The organism is Chryseobacterium subflavum, assembly GCF_055762745.1.
The window spans coordinates 1020186-1041199 of the sequence record NZ_JBVTMR010000001.1 but is presented as its reverse complement, the minus strand read 5'-3'; the positions used below and the strand labels follow the sequence as shown (position 1 = coordinate 1041199).

The following is a 21014-nucleotide window of genomic DNA, read 5'->3' as shown; positions in this document are numbered from 1 at the left end:
TTAATATTTTATTTTTGGTCATTACTCGGTTTGGTATTGTAACATGTTCTATTTATCAGGAATCTTTATTGCTTATTTTTCTTCTTTTCTCATTTTAGGTAAGAAAAGGAAAATGATGGCAGATTACCTTTTGGCATTATGGTTCTTTATCATTGGGATTCATTTGACATTATTTTATTTAAATTTTTCCGAAAACAATATTACTACTCCCTATTTATTGGGATTAGAGATTCCTCTTCCTTTGATACATGGACCTATGCTTTATGTATATGTCCTTACGCTTACTCAGCAAAACAATCGCAGATATCTGAGGATTCTGCATTTCATTCCTCCTTTGGTCGTGTATCTTATTTTGTGGGATTTCTATTTACTTTCGACAAAAGATAAGATTTTAATTTATCATAATGGCGGAATGAGGTATCAAAACATAAGAGAAAATATCAATATACTTATTTATATTTCCGGAATTACATATATCATACTTAGTATCAGATCATTAAAAAAATACAAAGACAGTATTGCAAAACAGTATTCTAACATTGAAAGGATCAACTTGAACTGGGTATATTACCTTATTTTTGGAATCGCTGTAATCTGGATCTTAGTTATCCTTAAAGATGACAGAATCACATTTACCTCAGTTGTAATTTTTATATTACTGGCGGCTTATTTCGGAATTACCAAAGCAGGAATTTTAAATTTACCAGAGCCAAAAATAAAAGATACTGAAAAAGATGATACCACACCGCCTAATGAAAATCAACAGATTAAATATCAGAAATCGATTTTAAACGAAGCCTCAATCCAGGAAATCTACACCAGGCTGACTTCCAAAATGCAATCTGAACAACTTTTCAAAGATCCCGAAATAAACCTGGCTACACTGGCCGGCAGTATCGAAGTACATCCCAATACTCTTTCTCAGGTTATCAATACCATTGAAGACAAAAACTTCTACGATTACATCAATATACAAAGGATTGAAGAATTTAAAAGAATCGCTATCCTTCCGGAAAATCAAAAATTCACTATTCTTTCACTGGCATTTGAATGTGGGTTTAATTCCAAAACTGCTTTTAACCGCAATTTTAAAAAATATATGAATTGTTCCCCGAGAGACTTTTTAAAGGAGCAGAATCTTGAGATTGGAGGTTAGAGGTTAGAGGTTAGAGGTTAGAAAGAAAATAATTATTCGACTTCCACAAAACAATCCGCTCAATCAGTTATTTTATGTGTATGAAATTAGTTCCACCTTACATTCTGGGGCATTTATTTTTTTAACAATCCGCACTTTTGCTAAAAAAACAACATTTAACACCCTATTGTTAAGCCATTTAACTCAAGCTCTTTTACTATGAAAATATTTTTGTTCGTTATCCTGGTTATTTTTGCATTATTAATCGGACTATATCCTTTAATTTATCTTTTTGTTGATCACAAACATACTTTTTTACAAACCAAGCTTCCTGAAGTTGTTCATGATACAGTCTGGAGAGCTCTTTTCTTTAGCCATATAATCTTCGGGGGTATCTCTCTTTTTATTGGATGGAGACAGTTTGGGGCAACATTTAGGAATAAGCATAAAGTTTTACACAGAATAATAGGTAAAACATATATATTCTCAGTAATTATCAGCTCAGTATCGGGTATATATATTGGCTTCTTTGCTAATGGAGGAATTATTTCTTCATTAGGTTTTATAAGCCTGGGAATGATTTGGTTTTCTACAACCGTTGCCGCATTTTTAAAGATAAAAAGAGGTGATGTTTTACAGCATCAGAAACTGATGACCTATAGCTATGCCTGTACTTTTGCAGCAGTAACACTAAGACTGTGGATGCCTTTATTAAAAATAGCTATAGGGACACCAGATATATCCTACCTTATTGTTGCCTGGCTATGCTGGGTTCCAAATCTCTTAGTAGCATATTATATTAATAAAACTCACTCATTGCAGAATCAATAATGTTTTGAAAAGATGTCTCATGAAGGCTTGAGTTGTTTAACCAGATAAAAATCCACGAACTGCACTTAAGTATCTACCATTTAAATGGTGATAAATGTATATTTGTATAAGTAAGAATTTTATTTTTGCTGCACCAAAGATCACAATTTATACGTATGAAAAGAAAATTACTCCTGTTACTGGTATCTTTCACTTTCAGTTTTTCTTATTCTCAAAGGTTTTACACCCTTGATGATGATGGTCCTTATATCGACAGCCTTACTCATGTTATACAGACAACCAAGTCAGACAGCATACGAGGAATAAACAGTTTTAAGCTGGCCGATCTATTCAGAAGAAGTAAAAAGAACGAGCTATCTGACAGATATCTCCTTACTGCCAATAAGATAGCACTCAAATATCCTTTCTTAAAAGCTGCGGCTATTTATTATAATGCGGCAGGATTAGTAAGCAAGGGAGATTTTGACAATTATGGTAAGCAGCTCAACCTTGCTCTTACTGAGCTCAGGAAATATAAAACCAAGGACTCATATTCATTACAGGCTTTTATCCTGAAAAACATATCTCTTATCAAAGTTTTACAGAACAATGAGCTGGAAGGGATGAAAATTCTCATCAATGAAGCCATCCCTACGGGTAAAAAAGGAAACGATCTGGAAACTCTGAGTATTCTTTACAAATCCGTTGCAACCATTTTCATGAACTATGATGAAAGGATTAAGGCAGACAGCTACCTGAAAACCGCTAAGGAATATATTGAACAGGCCTCCAGATCTACATATACTTACCAGGAAACAAAGGCCGACATCTATATTATAGATGCTGAAAACAAAAGCCGCCTTCATATGTTGGCGGAGGCTAAAAAATCTCTTGATATCGCATACAATATCATTAGAAAATATCCGGATTCTAATCTCAACGGTAGCTATTATACAGCTGAGGGCTTTTATTTTTACAGACTCGGACAGTTTAATAATGCTTTAAAAAGTTATGATAAAGGGATTGTAAACAGTACCCTCCATCATGATATCCTTTTAACCAATCGACTGAAGTTTTCCAAATATGAACCCCTGAAAGCTCTGAACCGGCTCGAAGATGCTAAAAACCTGCTGCTGGATCTTATAGGAAGCACGACCCATTTTGCCCTTGACCAGAGAAACTATACAAAGGAACTGGCGCAGACCTTTGAAAGTCTGGGGGATACCAAAAATGCTTATAAATACCTGTCCAGATACAATACGATCAATGACAGCCTCAACCTGAGTGAGTATCAGGAAAAAATAGCAGCTCTTGAAGCCAAGTTTAACCGGGCGGAAAATGAGAAGAAGATCAGCCAGCTTGAAGCTCAACGCGAACGTGATCGTTTGGTTGCACAGAACAATAAACTTTACTATGGTTTGCTGGTTGCGGTTTCGGTTATTCTGTTATTACTTGTTATCTTCCTTTGGATCAATTCAAAAAATCAGAAGAAAATAGCCACCCAACAGTCCCTTAATTATGTACAAAACCTGGAAAGCTTAAAAAATCAGAAGGAAATAGAAGTCATGCAGGCGGTGATCAGAGGAGAAGAAGATGAACGTAAGAGAATAGCCCGGGACCTCCATGACGGCGTGGGAAGTATGCTATCTTCCCTTAGAACCAGATTTTTAAAGATAAGCAGTTCTTCGGGACCTGCATCGAAGGATGAAATTGAAAATATGAATGGAATCCTGAACAATTCAATTACTGAATTACGGCAGATTTCTTTTAACCTTATTCCGGAAACGCTTCTCAAATTAGGTCTGGAACATGCATTAAATGACCTCTGCCATATGTTGGAAACCGATGACATCCGTATTTATTTCCAGGCCAATCAGATCCGGTCTGATATTCCGGAAAATATTCAGATTATGATTTACAGAATTATTCAGGAATTACTGAACAATGCTTTGAAACATTCATCCTGTACAGAAATCCTGGTGGACTGCAGCCAGAATCAATCCCGTTTTTTCATTACGGTAGAAGATAATGGTAAAGGTTTCGATACCAGTCAAATCAAGAACTTTACAGGGCAGGGATTGAAAAATCTAAAAAGCAGAGTGGAACTTTTTAATGGAAAAATAGACATCCAATCTTCTGCAAATCATCCTACTACTTTTAATATTGAATTATCCATTTAACTGCACCCATCATGACAAAACCCTACAAAACAATTATTGTTGATGACCATCCTATTATCGCTGAGGGACTGCAAATGCTTTTTTCGAAATCAGATGATGTGGAAATTGTCCGGAGCTTTAATACCGGTGAAGCGCTCCTCAATTATGAGCATCTTGGTAAAGCAGATGTTGTTCTGCTGGATGTATTTCTTCCGGACATCAATGGCATCGATCTGTGCCTGAAAATAAAAAAAAACCATCCTAAAATCATCGTATTGGCAATGAGCAGCCAGTCCGAAAGAAGCATTATTTTACAAATGATCAAAAACGGAGCACATGGATATTTGCTAAAAAATGCGTCACTCGAAGAATTCAAATCCTGCATTAATAAGGCTGTATCCGGAGAAATGGCTTTTAGCTCAGAAATTGAAACAATTGTTGAAAAGACCAGTATTTATGATCTTAAATCGGTTCCCAGGTTAACCCAAAGGGAGAAAGAAATTCTAAAGCTGGTATCGGAAGGTAAATCGACACAGGAGATCTCGGATATCCTTTTCTTAAGCTATCTTACAGTACAAACTCACCGGAGAAATTTATTGAACAAATGTGAGGTCCGTAATGTGGTTGAACTTTTAAAATTTGCAAAAGAAAACGGACTTTGACAAAAGGAAATGATCTCCACATAAAATAAAAAGTACTATCCAAAGCGGATAGTACCTTTCCATCATAAAAAATGAAAAAAATTACTGTTTACTGATTTTTTTCGAAATAATTTTCCCACTTTTTAATTCTCCGTGAACCACATATATTCCATTAGGCAGCTCTGAAACATCGATCATTCCGGAATTCTGTGTTTTCTGAACAACTTTACCATCTAGGCTGATAATACTGATATTCTTAATGTCATCTTTAGATTTTATTGTGATGAATTTTGATGTCGGATTAGGATAAATCACAATCTCATCTTTTTTGTTATCCATATCTATCGTAGATAATGTAGACGACGGTGAAAAATATGCCAATGAAGGCTGGGTCGTGGTTTGTCCGTTAGTTGTAAATGTATTAAATGCAATTACCAGAACTGGTCCGTTGGATTCAGTGACCCATTGATACGATTCATTATGATAGTCCTGAGATACTCCGCCGCTGGTTTGGGTTGCCGTTCTTACTCTCTTAATCCTCAAAGCATTCTGAAAAGTTCCGTTAGGTGTTATCACAGTGCCATATCCGTCTACTTTAAAGTTTTCCTGTCCGTTCTCTACCGTACCAGGAATATTGATCTGATAAGTATCTGTAAATTCCTGAAGGTAATTAACAGGAAATTTGTAATTGATCAAGGGATCAGTATAGGTCATCATTACATCTCCCGGTGTACTGTAATTACCAATAGTTGTGGCTTCCGTATCACTATTGAGAAGATAATCGTAAGTACTTCCTCCTACCAATTCGCTTATTCTGTTGGCCGTTGGAAATTTAGAACAATTAGCATGCCCCGGACACGGATATAGTTTAGTACTGATTACGGGTGTGCCTACATAAGATGAGAAATCCCAGGTTTGTCCGGCTCCGGAAGGTCCCGGATTCAAAGATGCCGAAACATTGGCATGATAAACATCAGTGGTAATGTTAATTTTATCAAGTGCCGCTCTCGTCACTGTGGGTTGTGCCGCAATGCTCAACCCTGTTAAAAATAAAAAAGTACAGATTAATTTTTTCATTTTGTTATTGTTTGGTGTTAAAATATATACTGTTAAATCCATGAAATGAATTCCAGATCCAGCGAAAATATGGTTACAAGCTATTACCCTTCCTTTCATCAATTATAAAAGCAAATTTACCTGCATAAAGAGGCCCCTCCAATACCTGCCGGAGCGTATTTTTTTCTACCTGACAGCAGGTATATACTAAATAAATTGATTAATTTCACCTACTTAAAAAAAATAATAGTACACAAGTTCGAATTCACATCATTATAATTAGGAAGGAGATAAAAAAAGTTAATATGAAAAAAGCAGGAATAATCGGTTGTGGCTGGCTGGGATCAAGGATTGCAACAAAATTGTCCGAAACCTTTGAGGTCTATACAACAATAACAAGTCCGGACAAGGCTAAGCACTTGGAAAAACAAGGATTTCATCCTTACCTTGTCAATTTTCCCGATTATCTGCTGACTGAAAAAATGGATCAATGGCAGATTATCAATGAACTGGATGTCCTGATCATTACTATTCCCATTTCGGGAAAAAGCTGCTGTGCAAGTTCTTTATACAACAGGATCCAGAATCTTTTTTCATTTATAGAAGATTATGACGGACAGATTTTTCTTATGAGTACAACAGGGGTATATCCTGATCTCAGTAAAGAATTTATCGAGGAAGATGTATCTCCTGATCAGATTTCCGGAGAAAGAATGATCAGAACCAGATATCCCCAAACTAATATTTTAAGGTTGGCTGGTCTCATGGGAGATGATCGTTTTCTAAGCAAATATAATGTCTCAAATCTCAATTTTTTTGTCAATCATATTCACTACAACGACATTTGTTCGGTTATTGAGAAAATGATTGAAAAGCAATGTTCTTCCAGAATCTATAATGTGGTTGCCCCACTTCATCCCACCAAATCAGAAGTCATCAGTATTCAGAAAAACATATTGAACACAGATACCACAAAACCGGAAGGAAAGAAAATCTCTTCAGCCAGACTGATCGCTGAACTGAATTTCGAATTTGAATATGCTGATCCCAAGTACTTCCACCCTCCTTTTTCAGCAGTTGATTTGTAGCTTCTAGAGTAGACTTCCATTTTATAAAAACAAACACCAAGCAATATATTATGAACGAAAAAACTTCACTATGGAAAAAAATAACAGGTTGGTTTCAACGTTTAGAAAACTCGATTGCTCCAAGCCGTCAGACATTAAAAGCAAGCGGGTATGGCATTCTTTTGAGTTCCTGTATTTTTTTCATTCTGGTATCCGCGGATAAATTCCTTCCTGCCATAGGATGGGGAAATTTCATTTTATTTCTGCTGATTTCACTTCTGGTAAGTTACCTTATTGGCGGATTAATAGGCTGGTTGGCCGGCTTAATAGGCAGAACACCTTCTAATTTCAGACATGCAATCGGTTTTACCCTGTTTTTTTTCTTCTATCTTATTTTAATTACATCTACATTTCGCTGGGTATTGATTGTATTTCTTGTTCTTTTTCCTTCTCTTACCTTTGGAGCTTTGTTCTATTGGAGATCCAAATCTAAAACAAGCTGGTCATTGCGTCAGAAAATACTTACCGCAACTTCACTTTTTATTGGAATTCTTGGAATCGTGATTGGCGGTTATATTTATTTGGATTCGGGGAATACTCCTTCAGCAGTTAAAAATTATAAAATGTCCGGGAAACTTCCCCTCCCGATCAATGCTCCTGACCCTTCCCTTCCGGGAAAATACAAAGTAGCTTTCCTTACTTACGGATCGGGAAAAGACAAACACCGTACGATCTATGGCCGGGATGTAAATATTAAAACAGCTTCTGTAGACGGCTCCATACTTCTTAACTCATGGGATGGAATGTCCGGTAAACTCCGTACACGCTATTTTGGATTTGATAAAACGCAACTTCCCCTGAATGCAATGGTTTGGTATCCTGAAAATCTCAATGGAAAGGCTCCTTTGGTATTGATCGTTCATGGCAATCATCTGGCCCAGGACTGGTCTGAAAAAGGATATGATTATCTGGGTAAGCTTCTGGCAAGCAAAGGATATATTGTAGCATCCGTTGATGAAAATTTCCTGAATACAAGTTTTACGGATATCGACCAAAAAGGATTCAAAGACGAAAACGGAGCAAGAGGCTGGCTGATGCTTAAACATCTGCAGCTTTGGAGAAAATGGAATCAGGATCCTCGTAATCCGTTTTTTAACAGGATCAATATGGATCAGATTGCGCTCATAGGACATTCCAGAGGTGGGGAAGCCATGTCGCACGCTGCGCTGTTCAATAAGCTGCCTTATTTTCCTGACAATGCCAATGAAAGATTCGATTTTAATTTTAATATAAAAGCTTACATAGCTATTGCACCGGTGGACGGACAGTATCAGCCGGCATCTATTTTAGCACCCCTGGAAGACATCAATTATTTTGTCATCCAGGGAGTTCATGATATGGACATGCAGTCTTACGGCGGACTTGCCACATATAAACGGATTCAGTATTCACGGCATTATAAGGGATTCAAAGCTGGATTGTATGTTCATCAGGCAAACCACGGACAGTTCAATACTTCATGGGGAAGCTATGATTCCAGCAGTCCGTATATTAATCAGTTCAATATGAAAAACCTGATGCCTGAAAAGGAACAACAACAGATCGCAAAAGTATACATATCCGCTTTTTTAGATGTTAACCTGAAAGGAGAAAACGTCTACAAACCTCTTTTTACAGATTATCGGTATGGACGAAAATGGCTTCCGAACCATATTTATTTCAATCAGTTTGAGGATAGTGAAACGACATTTGTTGCCCGTTATGAAGAAGATCTCAACCTATCTACTGCCACTTTAAAAGGCGTACAGATCACGGGTGAAAACCTTAGCTTATGGCGGGAAGCCCAGCAGAAGCTGATCTGGAACAGTCAAATTTCAAGAGCTGCTTATATCGGGTGGAATCACAGTGAAAACGGTAATAAACCAGGAAAATATACTTTTACTTTCCCTGACAGCCTCCGCCAGGATTTAAAGGGAAAAGCATTGGCATTTAATCTTGCAGAGAGCGATGAATCTTCGGTAGCAGCCCGGAAAGGAAAAAAAGAAACTAAAAAGGAGGAGTCCGTAAAAAAAGATCTGCAAAAAAAGGCCATCGATTTCAGTATTGAGCTGACGGATCAAAACGGAAAAAAAGCACATTTCCTTTTGAGTGACTGTGCACCTTTACAACCTCAACTGAAAAAGAACTTAACCAAATTCAGTTTTTTCAATGATAATCCTGATGCAGAATCTATTCCAGACTATTTTTATTTTGACCTTGATACCGTCAGAAAAAAGTATCCGGAACTGGATCTGGATAAGCTGAAATCGATCTCATTGATCTTTGATAAAACTCCGGAAGGTGTAGTTATTCTGGATGACATCAGCTTTGTTAAACTTCCTACTTCTACCCATTAATCTATTGACCCTAAAAAACTAAATATTCTATGGACATTAAAAATTTTGCCAACCTTTGGATCAACTCCTGGAATTCTCATAATTTGGAAGACATCCTGAGCCATTATGCAGATGATATCGAGATCACTACTCCGATGATCAAAACATTCACATCAGGTGAAGATACCCTTAAAGGAAAAGAAGCTGTTAGAGAATATTGGGGGCGTGCTCTTGAGAAGGTACCCGATTTGCATTTTGAACTGTATGATGTCACTTACGGTATCAATTCCGTTGCATTGTATTACCAATCCATTATGAACAAAAAAGCAATTGAGGTGATGTTCTTTAATGATGAGGGCAAGGTGAAAAGGATGCATGCATTTTATACTGATTAATAAAAAATAAACGGGCCAAAGCCCGTTTTATTGATTTATAAAAGTCTGATTCTCTCTTCTTCCAGATCGATCTGATATATTTGCCAATTGATGTATTCTTCATGCAATTCAGGATCTTTGTTAAGTCCCGATAAGAACTTACGCTGATTTTCCAGCAATTCGAGGTAATTCTGTTTGGTCCGTTCGGTCATTCTCAAATGTTCCGGCTGGCTTATTTTATATTCCCACTGGTCAATCATCTTTTGTAAATGAGGATCTTCATACTCCCCCATTTTTTGTTTTTCTTTTAACAAACGTATTGTTTCTACCACAAGATGGTTTTTTACTTTCATTTTTGCTTCATCCTCCGGTAATTCCCTGCCGTAATCAAACAATTTTGAGCGTTCAATGATAAGAGGAAGAGTAAGCCCCTGGATAAGAAGTGTAAAAAGTATCACTGTAAAGGTGACGAACAATATCAGATTTCTATGTGGAAAAGCTTCTCCGGTCGGTAAGGTCAACGGAATAGATAAAGCAGCGGCTAATGACACCACACCCCGCATTCCTGTCCAACCTAATAACAGCGGTAAGCCAAGTATTCTCCGGCGGCTTAAACCTCTTCCGGGAGCAACACTGGGCCTGAACATAACAGTTGCAATCAGTGCGGCATAAGAAGAGATCATCCGGGTAGCAATTAAAATTACCGTAACAAGGGCTCCATAAAAAATTGCTGTTCTTAAAGGAATCCCATCTGCCCTAAGCCCCTTCACAATTTCCGGAAGAGCTAATCCGATGATCATAAATACGATACCATTTAAAATAAAGATCAGCGCTTCCCAAAAACTGAGCCCTTTGATCCTGCTGGCACTACTGAGAAAAGTAAGCCTCCGGGTGGATAAAAACAATCCACCGGCGACTACGGCCAGCACACCTGAACTATGTGCCTGTTCAGCCACCCAATACAGCAGATAGGATTCCACCAGTGTAAACACAATATCTGAAGGTGCATCCGTAGGCAGTCTTTTATGAGCCTGGATAAAGAGCCATCCTCCTAAAAGTCCGATTCCTATTCCTCCTATAACCATCCAGAAGAAATCCGTAATCGCCGTCTGGAAAATAAATTGTCCCGTTCCTATAGCTACTAAAGCAAAGCGGACAATAATAAGCGATGAGGCATCGTTCAGTAAGCTTTCACCTTCCAGAACTGCGGAGGTGGATTTTGGAATTCTCACAAACTTCATAATTGCTCCCGTACTAACCGCGTCGGGAGGCGATACAATTCCTCCTAACAGAAAACCTAATGCAAGGGTAAAACCCGGAATAAAATAATTAGATATCAATGCAACTGTGAGCGCGGAAAAAAATACAACCAGAAACGCAAAACTTCCAATGATCCGCCACCACTTTTTCATTTCTTTAAATGAAATACTCCATGCAGCTTCAAAGAGAATAGGCGGCAGGAAAATAAAGAATATAAGGTCCGGATCAATCTGTATGCCTGGCAGCCCGGGAATAAAACTGATCAGCAGCCCGGCAACAACAAGAAGTATGGGATATGCAATTCTCAGTTTTTCAGCCAACATTTCGATCAATACAATTGCTATAATCAAGGCTAACATGAAAGGTAATAGTTCGTGCATATTCGTTACTCGTTGTTTGAAATAATTATTTGAAATGATACGGATTTTAAAAATAGTATTTTCGGAGATTACTTTCAATAAAAATTATGTATAACACTTAAAATCAAGGCAATTCTTCTCTTATTAAAAAAATTATGGCTTACATTTATTAAAAATTTTTATTCACTATTTTATCAAAAACCTCTTAATAATGAGAAATCATTATTTATTCAAACTACATAACCAAATATGATGAAAACAGTAGAAATCAAAACCAATGAAGGGTATCCTGTTTCTGCCCATATTTACGAAGTTCCTGACAGTAAAAATATTCTGATCATATCATCAGCTACCGGAGTAAAACAATCTTATTATAAAAAGTTTGCACAATTCCTTTCTGATCATGGAGTTTCAGTCATTACTTTTGACTACCTTGGTATAGGAGAATCTCTTAAAAAGCCTATTCAAAAACTGAATAATGGTGCTTCAGACTGGGGAAAAACCGATTTGCATGCTGTAACAGAATACACTAAAAAGAATTATCCGGACCAGAATATCATTTTATTGGGGCACAGTATCGGAGGTCAGCTTATCGGGTTATCATCATCTTCTACAGAGGCTGGTAAAATTATTCTTGTCGCAGCCCAGAGCGGATACTGGAAATTCTGGAAAGGGTTTCAAAAATATAAGTTATGGACTTATTGGAAAGCGATGTTTCCTCTACTGATCAGCTTTTTTAATTACCTTCCTTCCAAAAGAATCAGCGGTATGGAAAATTTACCTAAAAATGTTGCTAAACAATGGGGAAAATGGTGTTTGTCACCTAATTATCTTTTTGATCATATTCCGAAGCAGGATCTATTTTTCAAAAACATCACAACCCCTTTAATTTCTGTTAGCATTGAAGATGATCATTTTGCCCCCAGAAAAGCCGTTGACTGGCTCAGTAAAAAATATGAAAGGGCAGATCTGACCAGAATTCATCTGGTTCCAAAAGATTTTAATACTGATACTATCGGGCATTTTGGCATTTTCCGTGAACAATTCAAAGACAATATATGGCCGTTATTTTTACGGGAAATAATTTAAGAAAAGTACAGTGTTAAAGTCCGTCCATAAACATACAAATCAGACACATAAAGTACATGAGCATTTATTTGTTCAACTTACTATACACTAAGTCCGTTATTTTTGCTATTACATCATCATTGGTCTTATTGTCTTCATGGGAGTCGGATATAAATACGGCAATACTGAAAGATTTACCATCTTGAAGATTTACAATTCCAATATCATTACATGCCCGGAGCACACCATTGTCCCTGCCTGATGTTCCTGATTTATGAAATGATTTTGTTTTATTTTGTATCAATCCCTGTATTCTGGTATTTGTTACCGAATGTTCCATTCCGTTTTTTAGCAGATCAAAACTTTCGTGAGATAATATTTTCTTCTTTTCAACCTGATAAAGGATTTTTGTAGCAAAACCAGGGGTAATCCTATTTGATTCAAAGTCTTTTAAAGGACTGGTATAATCATACATAATACTGAAATCTCCCGGATTTCCCATGTGAATTTCATGGATAAAAGTATTGAGGCCGCCAAAGCTTCCGGGAACATGATTCGCAAGCTTATCGAATATATTATTATCACTACGTTTAAGCATAAAAGAGACGGACTGTTTAAGAGACATTGTTGTTCCCTGGGGAATACTATCTCTCAGAGGGCTATAGGTATCTGGTCTTAAATCTTCTTTAGAAAATACAATCTGTTGATTCAGATTCATCTTTCCCTGATCTACAAGATGTAAAATATAAAGACCTAAAAAGTATTTTGATACACTGTATAGCCTGTATTTCTTATCATTATTAATCTTAACTAATTCATTTCCTTCATTATTTCTGACAGAAACTCCTATGTCCATTTTTTTGCCATCTATCAATTTATTGATGTCATTTGTTAAATTTGTTTCCACAGAAGTACTCCTGCACGACGTCATAAAAATGACCAGCAAAAAATACATAAACCCTTTTTTCATCTGAATGTGTTTGTTTTATTATTGTTTTTCTATTTTAAATTTTTAGTTTTTCCTGATTCCATTCAACCTATTATCTAAAACATTCGTATAAGATTTACAAAATCAAAATCTTAAAATCCTCTACCTTAATCAAACCAAAAACTATTCATAATAATGCCCCACCTCTATCATCAGGTTTTCATAGCTGAAATAAAAACCAAAGCTATCCCTTATTTTGCGGGGTTCCTGTTCTCCTACGATACCTCCCGTTTTTAAACGTTGGTATATATCATTAACCTGTTCTATGGTGTCCAGCATAAATCCTATGTGAAAGGCTTCGGGGTAAGCAGGAGTTCCTTCTCGGTTTTTCATCAATACCAGTGTAAAATTACCTTCTCCCTTTAATACACTAACGATATAATCTCCTTTTACATCTACACATTTAAAACCGAAATAGGTCTGAAAGAATTTTGTTGTCTTTTCAACATTGGCAACAACTAAATTGATATGATTAAGCTTCATCTTCTTTTTGTTAAAAAGTGAATTTAGCTATTATTTTTTAATTTAAAATATAGATTCAATAGATTATTTAATAATCAAGCGCTAACGATTACGCTTTTTCTCTATTGCTTATCCCTGTATTTGTACATGTTCAGCCTCATTTCATGTCTATTTTGATCAGGAATCAATATTTAAGATCACCTATATTTTGCTTTATCACAATAACCGGGTCTTATCTAATTTCCAGTATTAATATTTCGCAAACTAACCATGAATTATGGTTTTGATATTAAAAATTGTATTAATTTCACATTCAATATCGCTTAATGAAATTTTGAAAGAGGATTTTCTAAATGAAATTTGAATTCCATCCTTATCTATATTTGACTTCAACAATTATAAAATGTCTAAAAAATATATATTTCCATCCGAATTGTCCTGGTTATCTTTTAATGACTGTGTTTTACAGGAAGCGGCTGATAAAACCAATCCTCTGTATGAAAGAATAAAATTCCTTGCCATTCATTCTTCCAATCTTGATGAATTTTACCGGGTAAAGATCAGCGATCTGCATTCTATTCCTGAAAAAAGCAGTTTGTTTGAGAAGGTTAGTAAGGAAATTAACCGCCAGCAGAATACATTCGGCTCGATATGGAAAAAGCAGATTATCCCGGAACTTCACGAAAATAAGATCATCTATTACGAAAATCAGTCTTTGCTCCCCCTGCATACAGAGGAGATCGACAGTCACTTTAAAACAACCATCCTTTCTTATATCCAAATTGTTTATTTGTCAGAAGACGAAAATCAGGAGTATTTTTTAAATAACAGGCAGCTTTACTTATTGATCCGGCTAAAAAATACAAATGGCGAAATCACCTATTGTTACATCAATATACCAGCTGATAAGCTGAACCGGTATAAATTACTGAGCCCTGTAAAAGGAAAAAATTACATCATATCCATAGACACAATAATTAAAAAATGTCTGCATTATATATTCCCTGACCAGAAAACCTCTACAGCATTTGCTATTAAACTTAACCGGGATGAAAATTACCTGATTGAGGACGAAGCTAGCGGAAATCTGGTTTCCAAGATCAAAAAGAAACTGCAGGAAAGAAAATCGGGTTCATCTACAAGATTCCTGTATGATTTTAATATGCCCGAAGAAATGAGAAAGCTATGTAAAAATGCATTCCATCTGAAGGACTACGAAATGATTGAAGGTGGTACTCATCATAATTTTTTTGATCTGTTTAAGTTTCCTAATCCCAATTTTCCGGATCTTCAGAACGAAAATTTCCCACCGCTGAAATATTTCCCGTTTGAGACCAAGAAATCAATATTTGAAGTCATTGGTGAAGAAAACCAGCTGCTCCATTTCCCATATCAATCTTATCATTATGTCCTACAGTTTTTTAACGAGGCTGCTATTCATAAAGATGTAACGGAAATAAAAGTAACCCTGTACCGCATATCTTCACAGTCCCTCATTGCTAATGCTCTGATCAGCGCTGCAAAAAATGGAAAAAAAGTAACTGTTTTTGTTGAGGTAAAAGCCAGATTCGACGAAAACAACAACCTCTTCTGGGCCAACGAGATGCAAAGGGCCGGAATCAGGATCATTTACAGTATGCCTAATCTTAAAGTACATGCCAAGGTGGCTCTATTAACCTTAAAAAATGCAGGAAAGACAAAGAATTATGCTTACCTATCAACAGGAAATTTCAATGAAAATACAGCAGAAACATACACCGATTTTGGCTTTTTCACCTCTCAAAAAGAATATACGGATGATCTGAAGCAGGTATTCAGGTTTTTTAAAACCAAAGAAAAAAATTACCCTATTTCTAATTTATGGGTCGCAGGATTTAATCTTAAAGAAAATATCTTACAGCATATTGATATTGAAATACAAAATGTTGAGAATGGCAAGAAAGGAGCAGTATTCATGAAGATCAACGGTCTTAATGACAAGGAAATCATCAGTAAACTAATTGAAGCCAATAATGCAAAAGTTGAAATTACCCTTATTGTGAGGGGGATCTGCACTCTGCTGCCGGGAATTAAAGGTTATACGGAAAACATCAAGATTTACAGGATTGTAGACCGTTATCTTGAACACTCCCGTATCTATCGATTTCACAATGATGGAGCAGAAAAAATTTACCTTTCTTCGGCAGATATGCTTAGCAGGAATCTCAACCGCAGAATAGAAGTTGCCTTTCCTATAAAGGATAAAAAAATCATGCAGGAGATTAACGCTATTATCAATATGGAGCTGAATGACCATACCAAAAAGAGGATCATTAACAGTAAAGGCCAGAGTATTTCCGAAGACCAGGCCGGGCAACCGGATAGCTCATCTCAACAGGCTACTTATCTTTGGTACAAAAAGAAAGAGAAAAAGTCAAAGAAAAAATAACTGTTCTACAAACACAATCGTGAAATCACTGCTGTATCCAAACTACTTTTTTTAGGTAATACAATGGACCATGCATGTCCTTTTGACACCCAGGATATGGATTGATATTGAGGAAAATTGATAAAGCTGCAAACGATAACATTTCCTTTATGCTCAATATCCTCAATTTCATATAAATGAAAAGGAGTCATAAGACCGGTTTTCAGGACTTTGGACAGGGCTTCTTTTATCGTCCATAAAACAGTAAGACTTTTGTTTTCATCACCATCAATATCCAAAAGCTTATCTTTCTCATGAGGAGTAATAACTCCTTTAATGGTATCTGACTGCTCTGCACTAACAGCTTCTACGTCTACCCCCATCGGATGTCCTTCCGGAAATACCACAGCTATCCCCATTTCTGTAGTATGAGAAATACTTAATTGGATATTTCCCGCTCCGGATAAATGAAGAACGGGCTGCTGGAATATTCCGGAAACTATTTTTGTATCTGGTAAAACAACTTCATTCATAAATGCACTTAATGCAGTTTTGGCAGCGTATCTACCCAGCAAATAACTGTGCTGAACTTTAGGTAACTTTAATGTACCAAAAAAGTCCAGTTCTTCCTGATGCAAAAAAGAATGTCGTATTTCTTTCAAGTGAGCCAGCGAGTGCTGAGTTACTGCAATAGCAGCAGGATACAAACCATCTGCTCTCTGTAAAGCTAATTTTTCAACTGCACTATTATTTTGTATGGATACATTCATAGCAATAAGTTCATCGTCAATAAACGCATAAAATTAGCATTATTATTTGAAAGAAAAAGGGTCTGGCTGATTCTTCCGCATCCTGAAATCTGTAAAAGCATCTCTTCTGTTCAAAAGGAAATAGATGTTGTTCTGCAGTAGAAAACTTAGTTCTTTTCCCGGCTGTTCACCAAACGAATGTCCCGGCCAGATTAAGGCCTGCTGGGGTAAATATTGTTTTATAAACTGTACGGAATCATAAAGGGAATTGATTCCACTATTGTCACAGATGCCCACTCCTTCAATAAAAATAGTATCTCCTGTAAAACAATGCTTATCAATGAGATAGCAAACACTTCCTTTCGTATGTCCCGGAGTCAGTAAGGCCGTTACACTAAACTGACCTACCATGACATCCTGCAAATGCTGGATAGCGATGAGATTAGGGCATGTAAATTCATATTGTCTGATTTCAATGGCTGACATATATACCGGTACCCCATAATATACTGCAAAAATGGAGGCCAGATCTGTATGATCGTAATGAGAGTGAGTCAATAAAACCCCTCTCAATGTAATATGGTTGTCTTTCAAAAAACTGCTGATCAACTCATAGTCCCATGCCGGATCGATCAATATTCCGGAATGGTTATCATGAATGAGGTAACATTGATTTTTAATACCTTGACCAGATACGAGGAAAACTTCTACTTTCATCTGTTTATATTTATTTTTTTAAGATCAGATGGAATGCCCATCATCACTTCCCAGGGTGTCAAAAAATTTTTGACATGGGTGTTCATACTACTGTATCTTTTATTTTTTGCTGTAATTTTTCCAGCTGCTCAATTTCTCTTCTGTAAGGGCTCATAATGGTTAGTACCTCAGAAGAAGTTTCAGGTTGCAGATTGTATTTAACAAATGCAGCACTGGTTCCCGAAGGTCCCATGTCTATATACAGACAGGGACCTTTGGCTTCCAGAAGATCAATTATTTTTGTAAAATTAGAATACTGACTTATCGCCTGCCAGAAATAATCAGCTGTCAGCTCATTGATTTCTTTCGCTTCAAAACCCGATATAAATCCTTTGGATGGAGCTTTAAAAGCACTGGCTGAACTGCTGTACTGATCGAAATCTGCTTTTGCAGTTTTCATTAATGGAGAATGAAAAGGAACATTGACAGGAAGCCGAAAAGTACTCATTCCTTCTTCAGACAATTTACTTTCAAATACTTCTAAGTGAGACGTTTTACCTGATAAAGTAAAATGTCCTTTAAAATTATCTGATGCAAGAAATAGCTGATGTTGTTTATAGAGACTTCTCAATTTTATTTCTTCGGCAAAAACTACCAGCATACCACCTTCAATATCAGCACGGCAGATGGATTTAGCCTGTTCTATTGCAGCTTCAACAGCACTGGCAGCATCCCATACTCCATTAGCAACACCTGCCGCAAATTCACCCAAACTGTTACCCGATATAAAATCCGGTTTAATTCCCATTTCCAATAGAACTTCATACAAAGCAATCTCAACAGCAACAATTGCAGGATGGGTGATCAACAACTCATCGAACGATTCTTCTGTGTTGGTATACAGTTCATCAATCAATGAGTAGTTGAGCTGCTTTTGTACCATTTGATCCAGTCTTTCAAGACAGCTTTTAAATTTCGGGTGCTGTTCGTACAATTCCCGTCCCATCCCGCGATAATGGCTTCCTTGTCCGGAAAATAAGAATACAATATGTTTTTTAAACTCGTTTTCTGTCATCTAATTATTTACCATTAATGCTGTGTTTTCTAATAATTTTGCTGCTCCTACCATAATATTGACTCCAATCTCGTCAACATGGCGTTTTTTCCAGCTTTCCATCGGAGTACCTTTGACCCACTGATTAAATGCTCCAAGTGCAGAACCTGTATGGATCTGGAAATTGGCTTTATTCTCAATATTTCCTTCAAAAGCCAGTCTATTGGTATACCCAAAATACCAACGGAAGACCAAAGCCATTTTATTTTTAGGATTCTGTTCCGCTTTGGTAATCTCTGCCTCAGCTCCCACATTTCTACAATATTCGCGTACTTCGTTCCATATTTCACTAATGTTTTTTTCAAAATACGTTTTTTCCAATTGTGTTAAGGTCTTTTCAGGGATCTCGTCTAAACTGTTGTACTGATTGTATAATGCGTATAGTTTATTTGCCCTTGCAGCAAACAACACTCCCCTTCTAAGCACTTGTACTTTAGCACCAATTTCAAACATATCTCCTGCCGGCGCATAATCGGTATCCTGTACATTGATGTCCTGTAAAAGGTCTTTTACAGCATCGCTGGTTCCTGCTTCTACCGTACATTGATTCACAGAGCCTGTTACTATAAAGTCGGCTCCCATGATGTACGCACATGTTGCTGCCTGAGGGGTACCTATTCCTCCTGCCAATCCAACTCGTATTCCTTTATCATAAGCATATTCCGCCATAATATCTGCTCTTAAACGTTGGATAGACGGTAACAAAACCATAGCAATTCCACGATCGGTATGCCCACCTGAATCTGCTTCCACACAAATATCATAACTCATCGGTACCTTTTTGGAAAGTGCTGCCTGTTCGGGAGTGATCAACTCTTCTTCCAGAAGATGTCTCACAATTTTTTCAGGGGCGGGACGCATAAACACTTCTGCAACCTCTGGTCTGGAAACTTTGGCAATAATGTTATGCTTACATATTACTTCACCGTTTGGTCCTTTCTGTAAACCTTTTAATCTGTAATACACCAAAGCAGGCATCATCTGCATATAGGCCGAAGCTTCAATATTCGTTACTCCATAAAGAAGTAAAAGCTCGATAGCTTTCATTTCAGAAGCCGGATCATTTAAATTATGCAGGAAGTTAACGCCATACGGTTCTCCATGGGTCAGTTCTTCCTGAATTTTAATAATATTCTTTTCTATTTCTGTCAATGGCATTCCTCCTGTTCCCAAAAATCCCATGAATCCGTTTTTTCCCAAGCGTACTACTAATTGAGGTGAAGCAATTCCTCGGTACATAGATCCTGCAACGTATGCGTATTTAAGACCATAATCTTTACGGAATTCATGGCTTCCCAAGCGGGTGGAAAGGCATTCTTTTTTTGAAGCTTCCCCATTTACCTTACCATTCACTGATCCGTTAACATGAGGTTTTGCTGTTTCGATTACAATTTCCTCTTCATGGATCAATGGCGTACAGTTTTCTGTAATTTCATTGACCATTTTAGTTAAAATAACACTTCCTGTTTCTTCATATTCGGTAACTCCCTTCCCCATTAAAGTCCGGATGGTATCTGTCCACTGTACAGAGCTTTCAATCTGCTGAGCCAAAAGCTCAATGATCTGTCCATCAGGATAAGGTTTTGCTGTAACATTTGCAATCACAGGAGTCTTTAAGGCTGAAAAACTAAAGTTTTGAAGATAATCTTTAAATTCTGTAGCCGCAGGTTTCATATATCTTGAATGGAAAGGAGCGCTTACAAAAAGAGGAAATATTTTAATCTTACGTTCTTCAAATTCCTGCACGATCCTGTCAATGGAATCCTGAGGTCCCGCTATTACAATCTGAGTCGGAGTATTGATATTGGCGATATCTATATCGCTGTATCCTCCTTCTGCTAAAAGTTTTTGTACGGCATCCACTTTAAGTCCCAATACCGCTGCCATTCCACCTCCGGATGCCGCAGCCATCAAAGCTCCTCTTTTCTGAACCAGCTTTAATCCGGTTTCAAAGCTGAATGCTTCTGCTGCTAACAGGGCATTATATTCTCCCAGACTGTGTCCAATGAAAAAGTCGGGTTTACTTCCTGATGAGTTGACATAATGTGTAAATGCATTTACCGTATATAATGCAGGTTGTGTGAATTGTGTTTTCCCCAACTGACGTTCAGGATCTTTGATGCATAATTCTTCAAGGTCGTACCCTAATATTTCTGATGCTAAAATTGTTTCTTTTCTGAACTGATTGAACAGGTCTTTTCCCATTCCTTTGTATTGGGATCCCTGCCCCGGAAACATTACTGCTTTCATATGCTAATATTTATTGTTTTTATGGTCATATGGAACACCCATAA

Annotated in this window: 17 protein-coding genes; 9 read left to right on the top strand and 8 right to left on the bottom strand. The window is 36.9% G+C overall.

Annotated features, from left to right (window positions below):
• Positions 1–112 precede the first annotated feature (112 nt).
• The 4 genes from AC0INN_RS04380 (at position 113) to AC0INN_RS04365 (ending at position 4766) form a co-directional block, all read left to right on the top strand.
• Positions 113–1156 (top strand): AraC family transcriptional regulator, encoded by a 1044-nt coding sequence (locus AC0INN_RS04380; protein WP_273647771.1) that lies wholly within the window; start codon positions 113–115, stop codon positions 1154–1156.
• 198 nt (positions 1157–1354) lie between these two features.
• Positions 1355–1966 (top strand): DUF2306 domain-containing protein, encoded by a 612-nt coding sequence (locus tag AC0INN_RS04375; protein WP_273647770.1) that lies wholly within the window; start codon positions 1355–1357, stop codon positions 1964–1966.
• Positions 1967–2121: 155 nt separating this feature from the next.
• Positions 2122–4125, top strand: coding sequence for a sensor histidine kinase (locus AC0INN_RS04370; protein WP_273647769.1), 2004 nt, complete (start codon positions 2122–2124; stop codon positions 4123–4125).
• 11 nt (positions 4126–4136) lie between these two features.
• Complete coding sequence (locus AC0INN_RS04365; protein WP_306611942.1) at positions 4137–4766, top strand: response regulator; 630 nt, start codon at positions 4137–4139, stop codon at positions 4764–4766.
• Between the two features lie 81 nt (positions 4767–4847).
• On the opposite strand, the gene AC0INN_RS04360 is transcribed toward AC0INN_RS04365, so the two are convergent.
• On the bottom strand, positions 4848–5822 hold the full coding sequence (locus tag AC0INN_RS04360; RefSeq protein WP_306611940.1) for a T9SS type A sorting domain-containing protein: 975 nt from the start codon (positions 5820–5822) through the stop codon (positions 4848–4850).
• Positions 5823–6106: 284 nt separating this feature from the next.
• Between AC0INN_RS04360 and AC0INN_RS04355 the strand changes: the two genes are divergently transcribed.
• The 3 genes from AC0INN_RS04355 to AC0INN_RS04345 are packed head-to-tail and all read left to right on the top strand — an operon-like array spanning position 6107 to position 9638.
• Positions 6107–6889 (top strand): Rossmann-fold NAD(P)-binding domain-containing protein, encoded by a 783-nt coding sequence (locus AC0INN_RS04355; RefSeq protein ID WP_273647766.1) that lies wholly within the window; start codon positions 6107–6109, stop codon positions 6887–6889.
• Between the two features lie 50 nt (positions 6890–6939).
• A complete protein-coding gene (locus AC0INN_RS04350; RefSeq protein WP_306611938.1) occupies positions 6940–9264 on the top strand; it encodes an alpha/beta hydrolase in 2325 nt (774 codons plus the stop codon).
• Positions 9265–9293: 29 nt separating this feature from the next.
• Complete coding sequence (locus tag AC0INN_RS04345; RefSeq protein WP_172283434.1) at positions 9294–9638, top strand: nuclear transport factor 2 family protein; 345 nt, start codon at positions 9294–9296, stop codon at positions 9636–9638.
• 35 nt (positions 9639–9673) lie between these two features.
• On the opposite strand, the gene AC0INN_RS04340 is transcribed toward AC0INN_RS04345, so the two are convergent.
• Entirely contained in the window at positions 9674–11257 is a 1584-nt protein-coding gene (locus AC0INN_RS04340; RefSeq protein ID WP_172283436.1) for a Na+/H+ antiporter, read from the bottom strand.
• A 228-nt stretch (positions 11258–11485) separates the two neighbouring features.
• Here AC0INN_RS04340 and AC0INN_RS04335 point away from each other — a divergent pair, with 228 nt between their 5' ends.
• Positions 11486–12325, top strand: a complete 840-nt coding sequence (locus AC0INN_RS04335; protein WP_273647764.1) for an alpha/beta hydrolase family protein — start codon at positions 11486–11488, stop codon at positions 12323–12325.
• A 64-nt stretch (positions 12326–12389) separates the two neighbouring features.
• Here the strand turns inward: AC0INN_RS04335 and AC0INN_RS04330 are convergent, their stop codons facing one another.
• Positions 12390–13274 carry a serine hydrolase gene (locus tag AC0INN_RS04330; RefSeq protein ID WP_306611935.1) on the bottom strand — a complete coding sequence of 295 codons (885 nt, stop codon included), beginning with the start codon at positions 13272–13274 and terminating at the stop codon, positions 12390–12392.
• A gap of 141 nt (positions 13275–13415) precedes the next feature.
• Positions 13416–13775 carry a VOC family protein gene (locus AC0INN_RS04325; RefSeq protein ID WP_273647762.1) on the bottom strand — a complete coding sequence of 120 codons (360 nt, stop codon included), beginning with the start codon at positions 13773–13775 and terminating at the stop codon, positions 13416–13418.
• 382 nt (positions 13776–14157) lie between these two features.
• Here AC0INN_RS04325 and ppk1 point away from each other — a divergent pair, with 382 nt between their 5' ends.
• Positions 14158–16182: a polyphosphate kinase 1 gene (gene ppk1 / locus AC0INN_RS04320; protein ID WP_273647761.1), complete on the top strand. Its 2025-nt coding sequence runs from the start codon at positions 14158–14160 to the stop codon at positions 16180–16182.
• A gap of 5 nt (positions 16183–16187) precedes the next feature.
• On the opposite strand, the gene AC0INN_RS04315 is transcribed toward ppk1, so the two are convergent.
• The 4 genes from AC0INN_RS04315 to fabD form a co-directional block, all read right to left on the bottom strand.
• Positions 16188–16931 carry a 4'-phosphopantetheinyl transferase family protein gene (locus AC0INN_RS04315; protein ID WP_273647760.1) on the bottom strand — a complete coding sequence of 248 codons (744 nt, stop codon included), beginning with the start codon at positions 16929–16931 and terminating at the stop codon, positions 16188–16190.
• A 42-nt stretch (positions 16932–16973) separates the two neighbouring features.
• Complete coding sequence (locus AC0INN_RS04310; RefSeq protein ID WP_273647759.1) at positions 16974–17627, bottom strand: MBL fold metallo-hydrolase; 654 nt, start codon at positions 17625–17627, stop codon at positions 16974–16976.
• Positions 17628–17709: 82 nt separating this feature from the next.
• Entirely contained in the window at positions 17710–18681 is a 972-nt protein-coding gene (locus AC0INN_RS04305; RefSeq protein WP_273647758.1) for an acyltransferase domain-containing protein, read from the bottom strand.
• Positions 18682–20970 carry an ACP S-malonyltransferase gene (gene fabD / locus AC0INN_RS04300; RefSeq protein WP_273647757.1) on the bottom strand — a complete coding sequence of 763 codons (2289 nt, stop codon included), beginning with the start codon at positions 20968–20970 and terminating at the stop codon, positions 18682–18684.
• Positions 20971–21014: the final 44 nt, after the last annotated feature.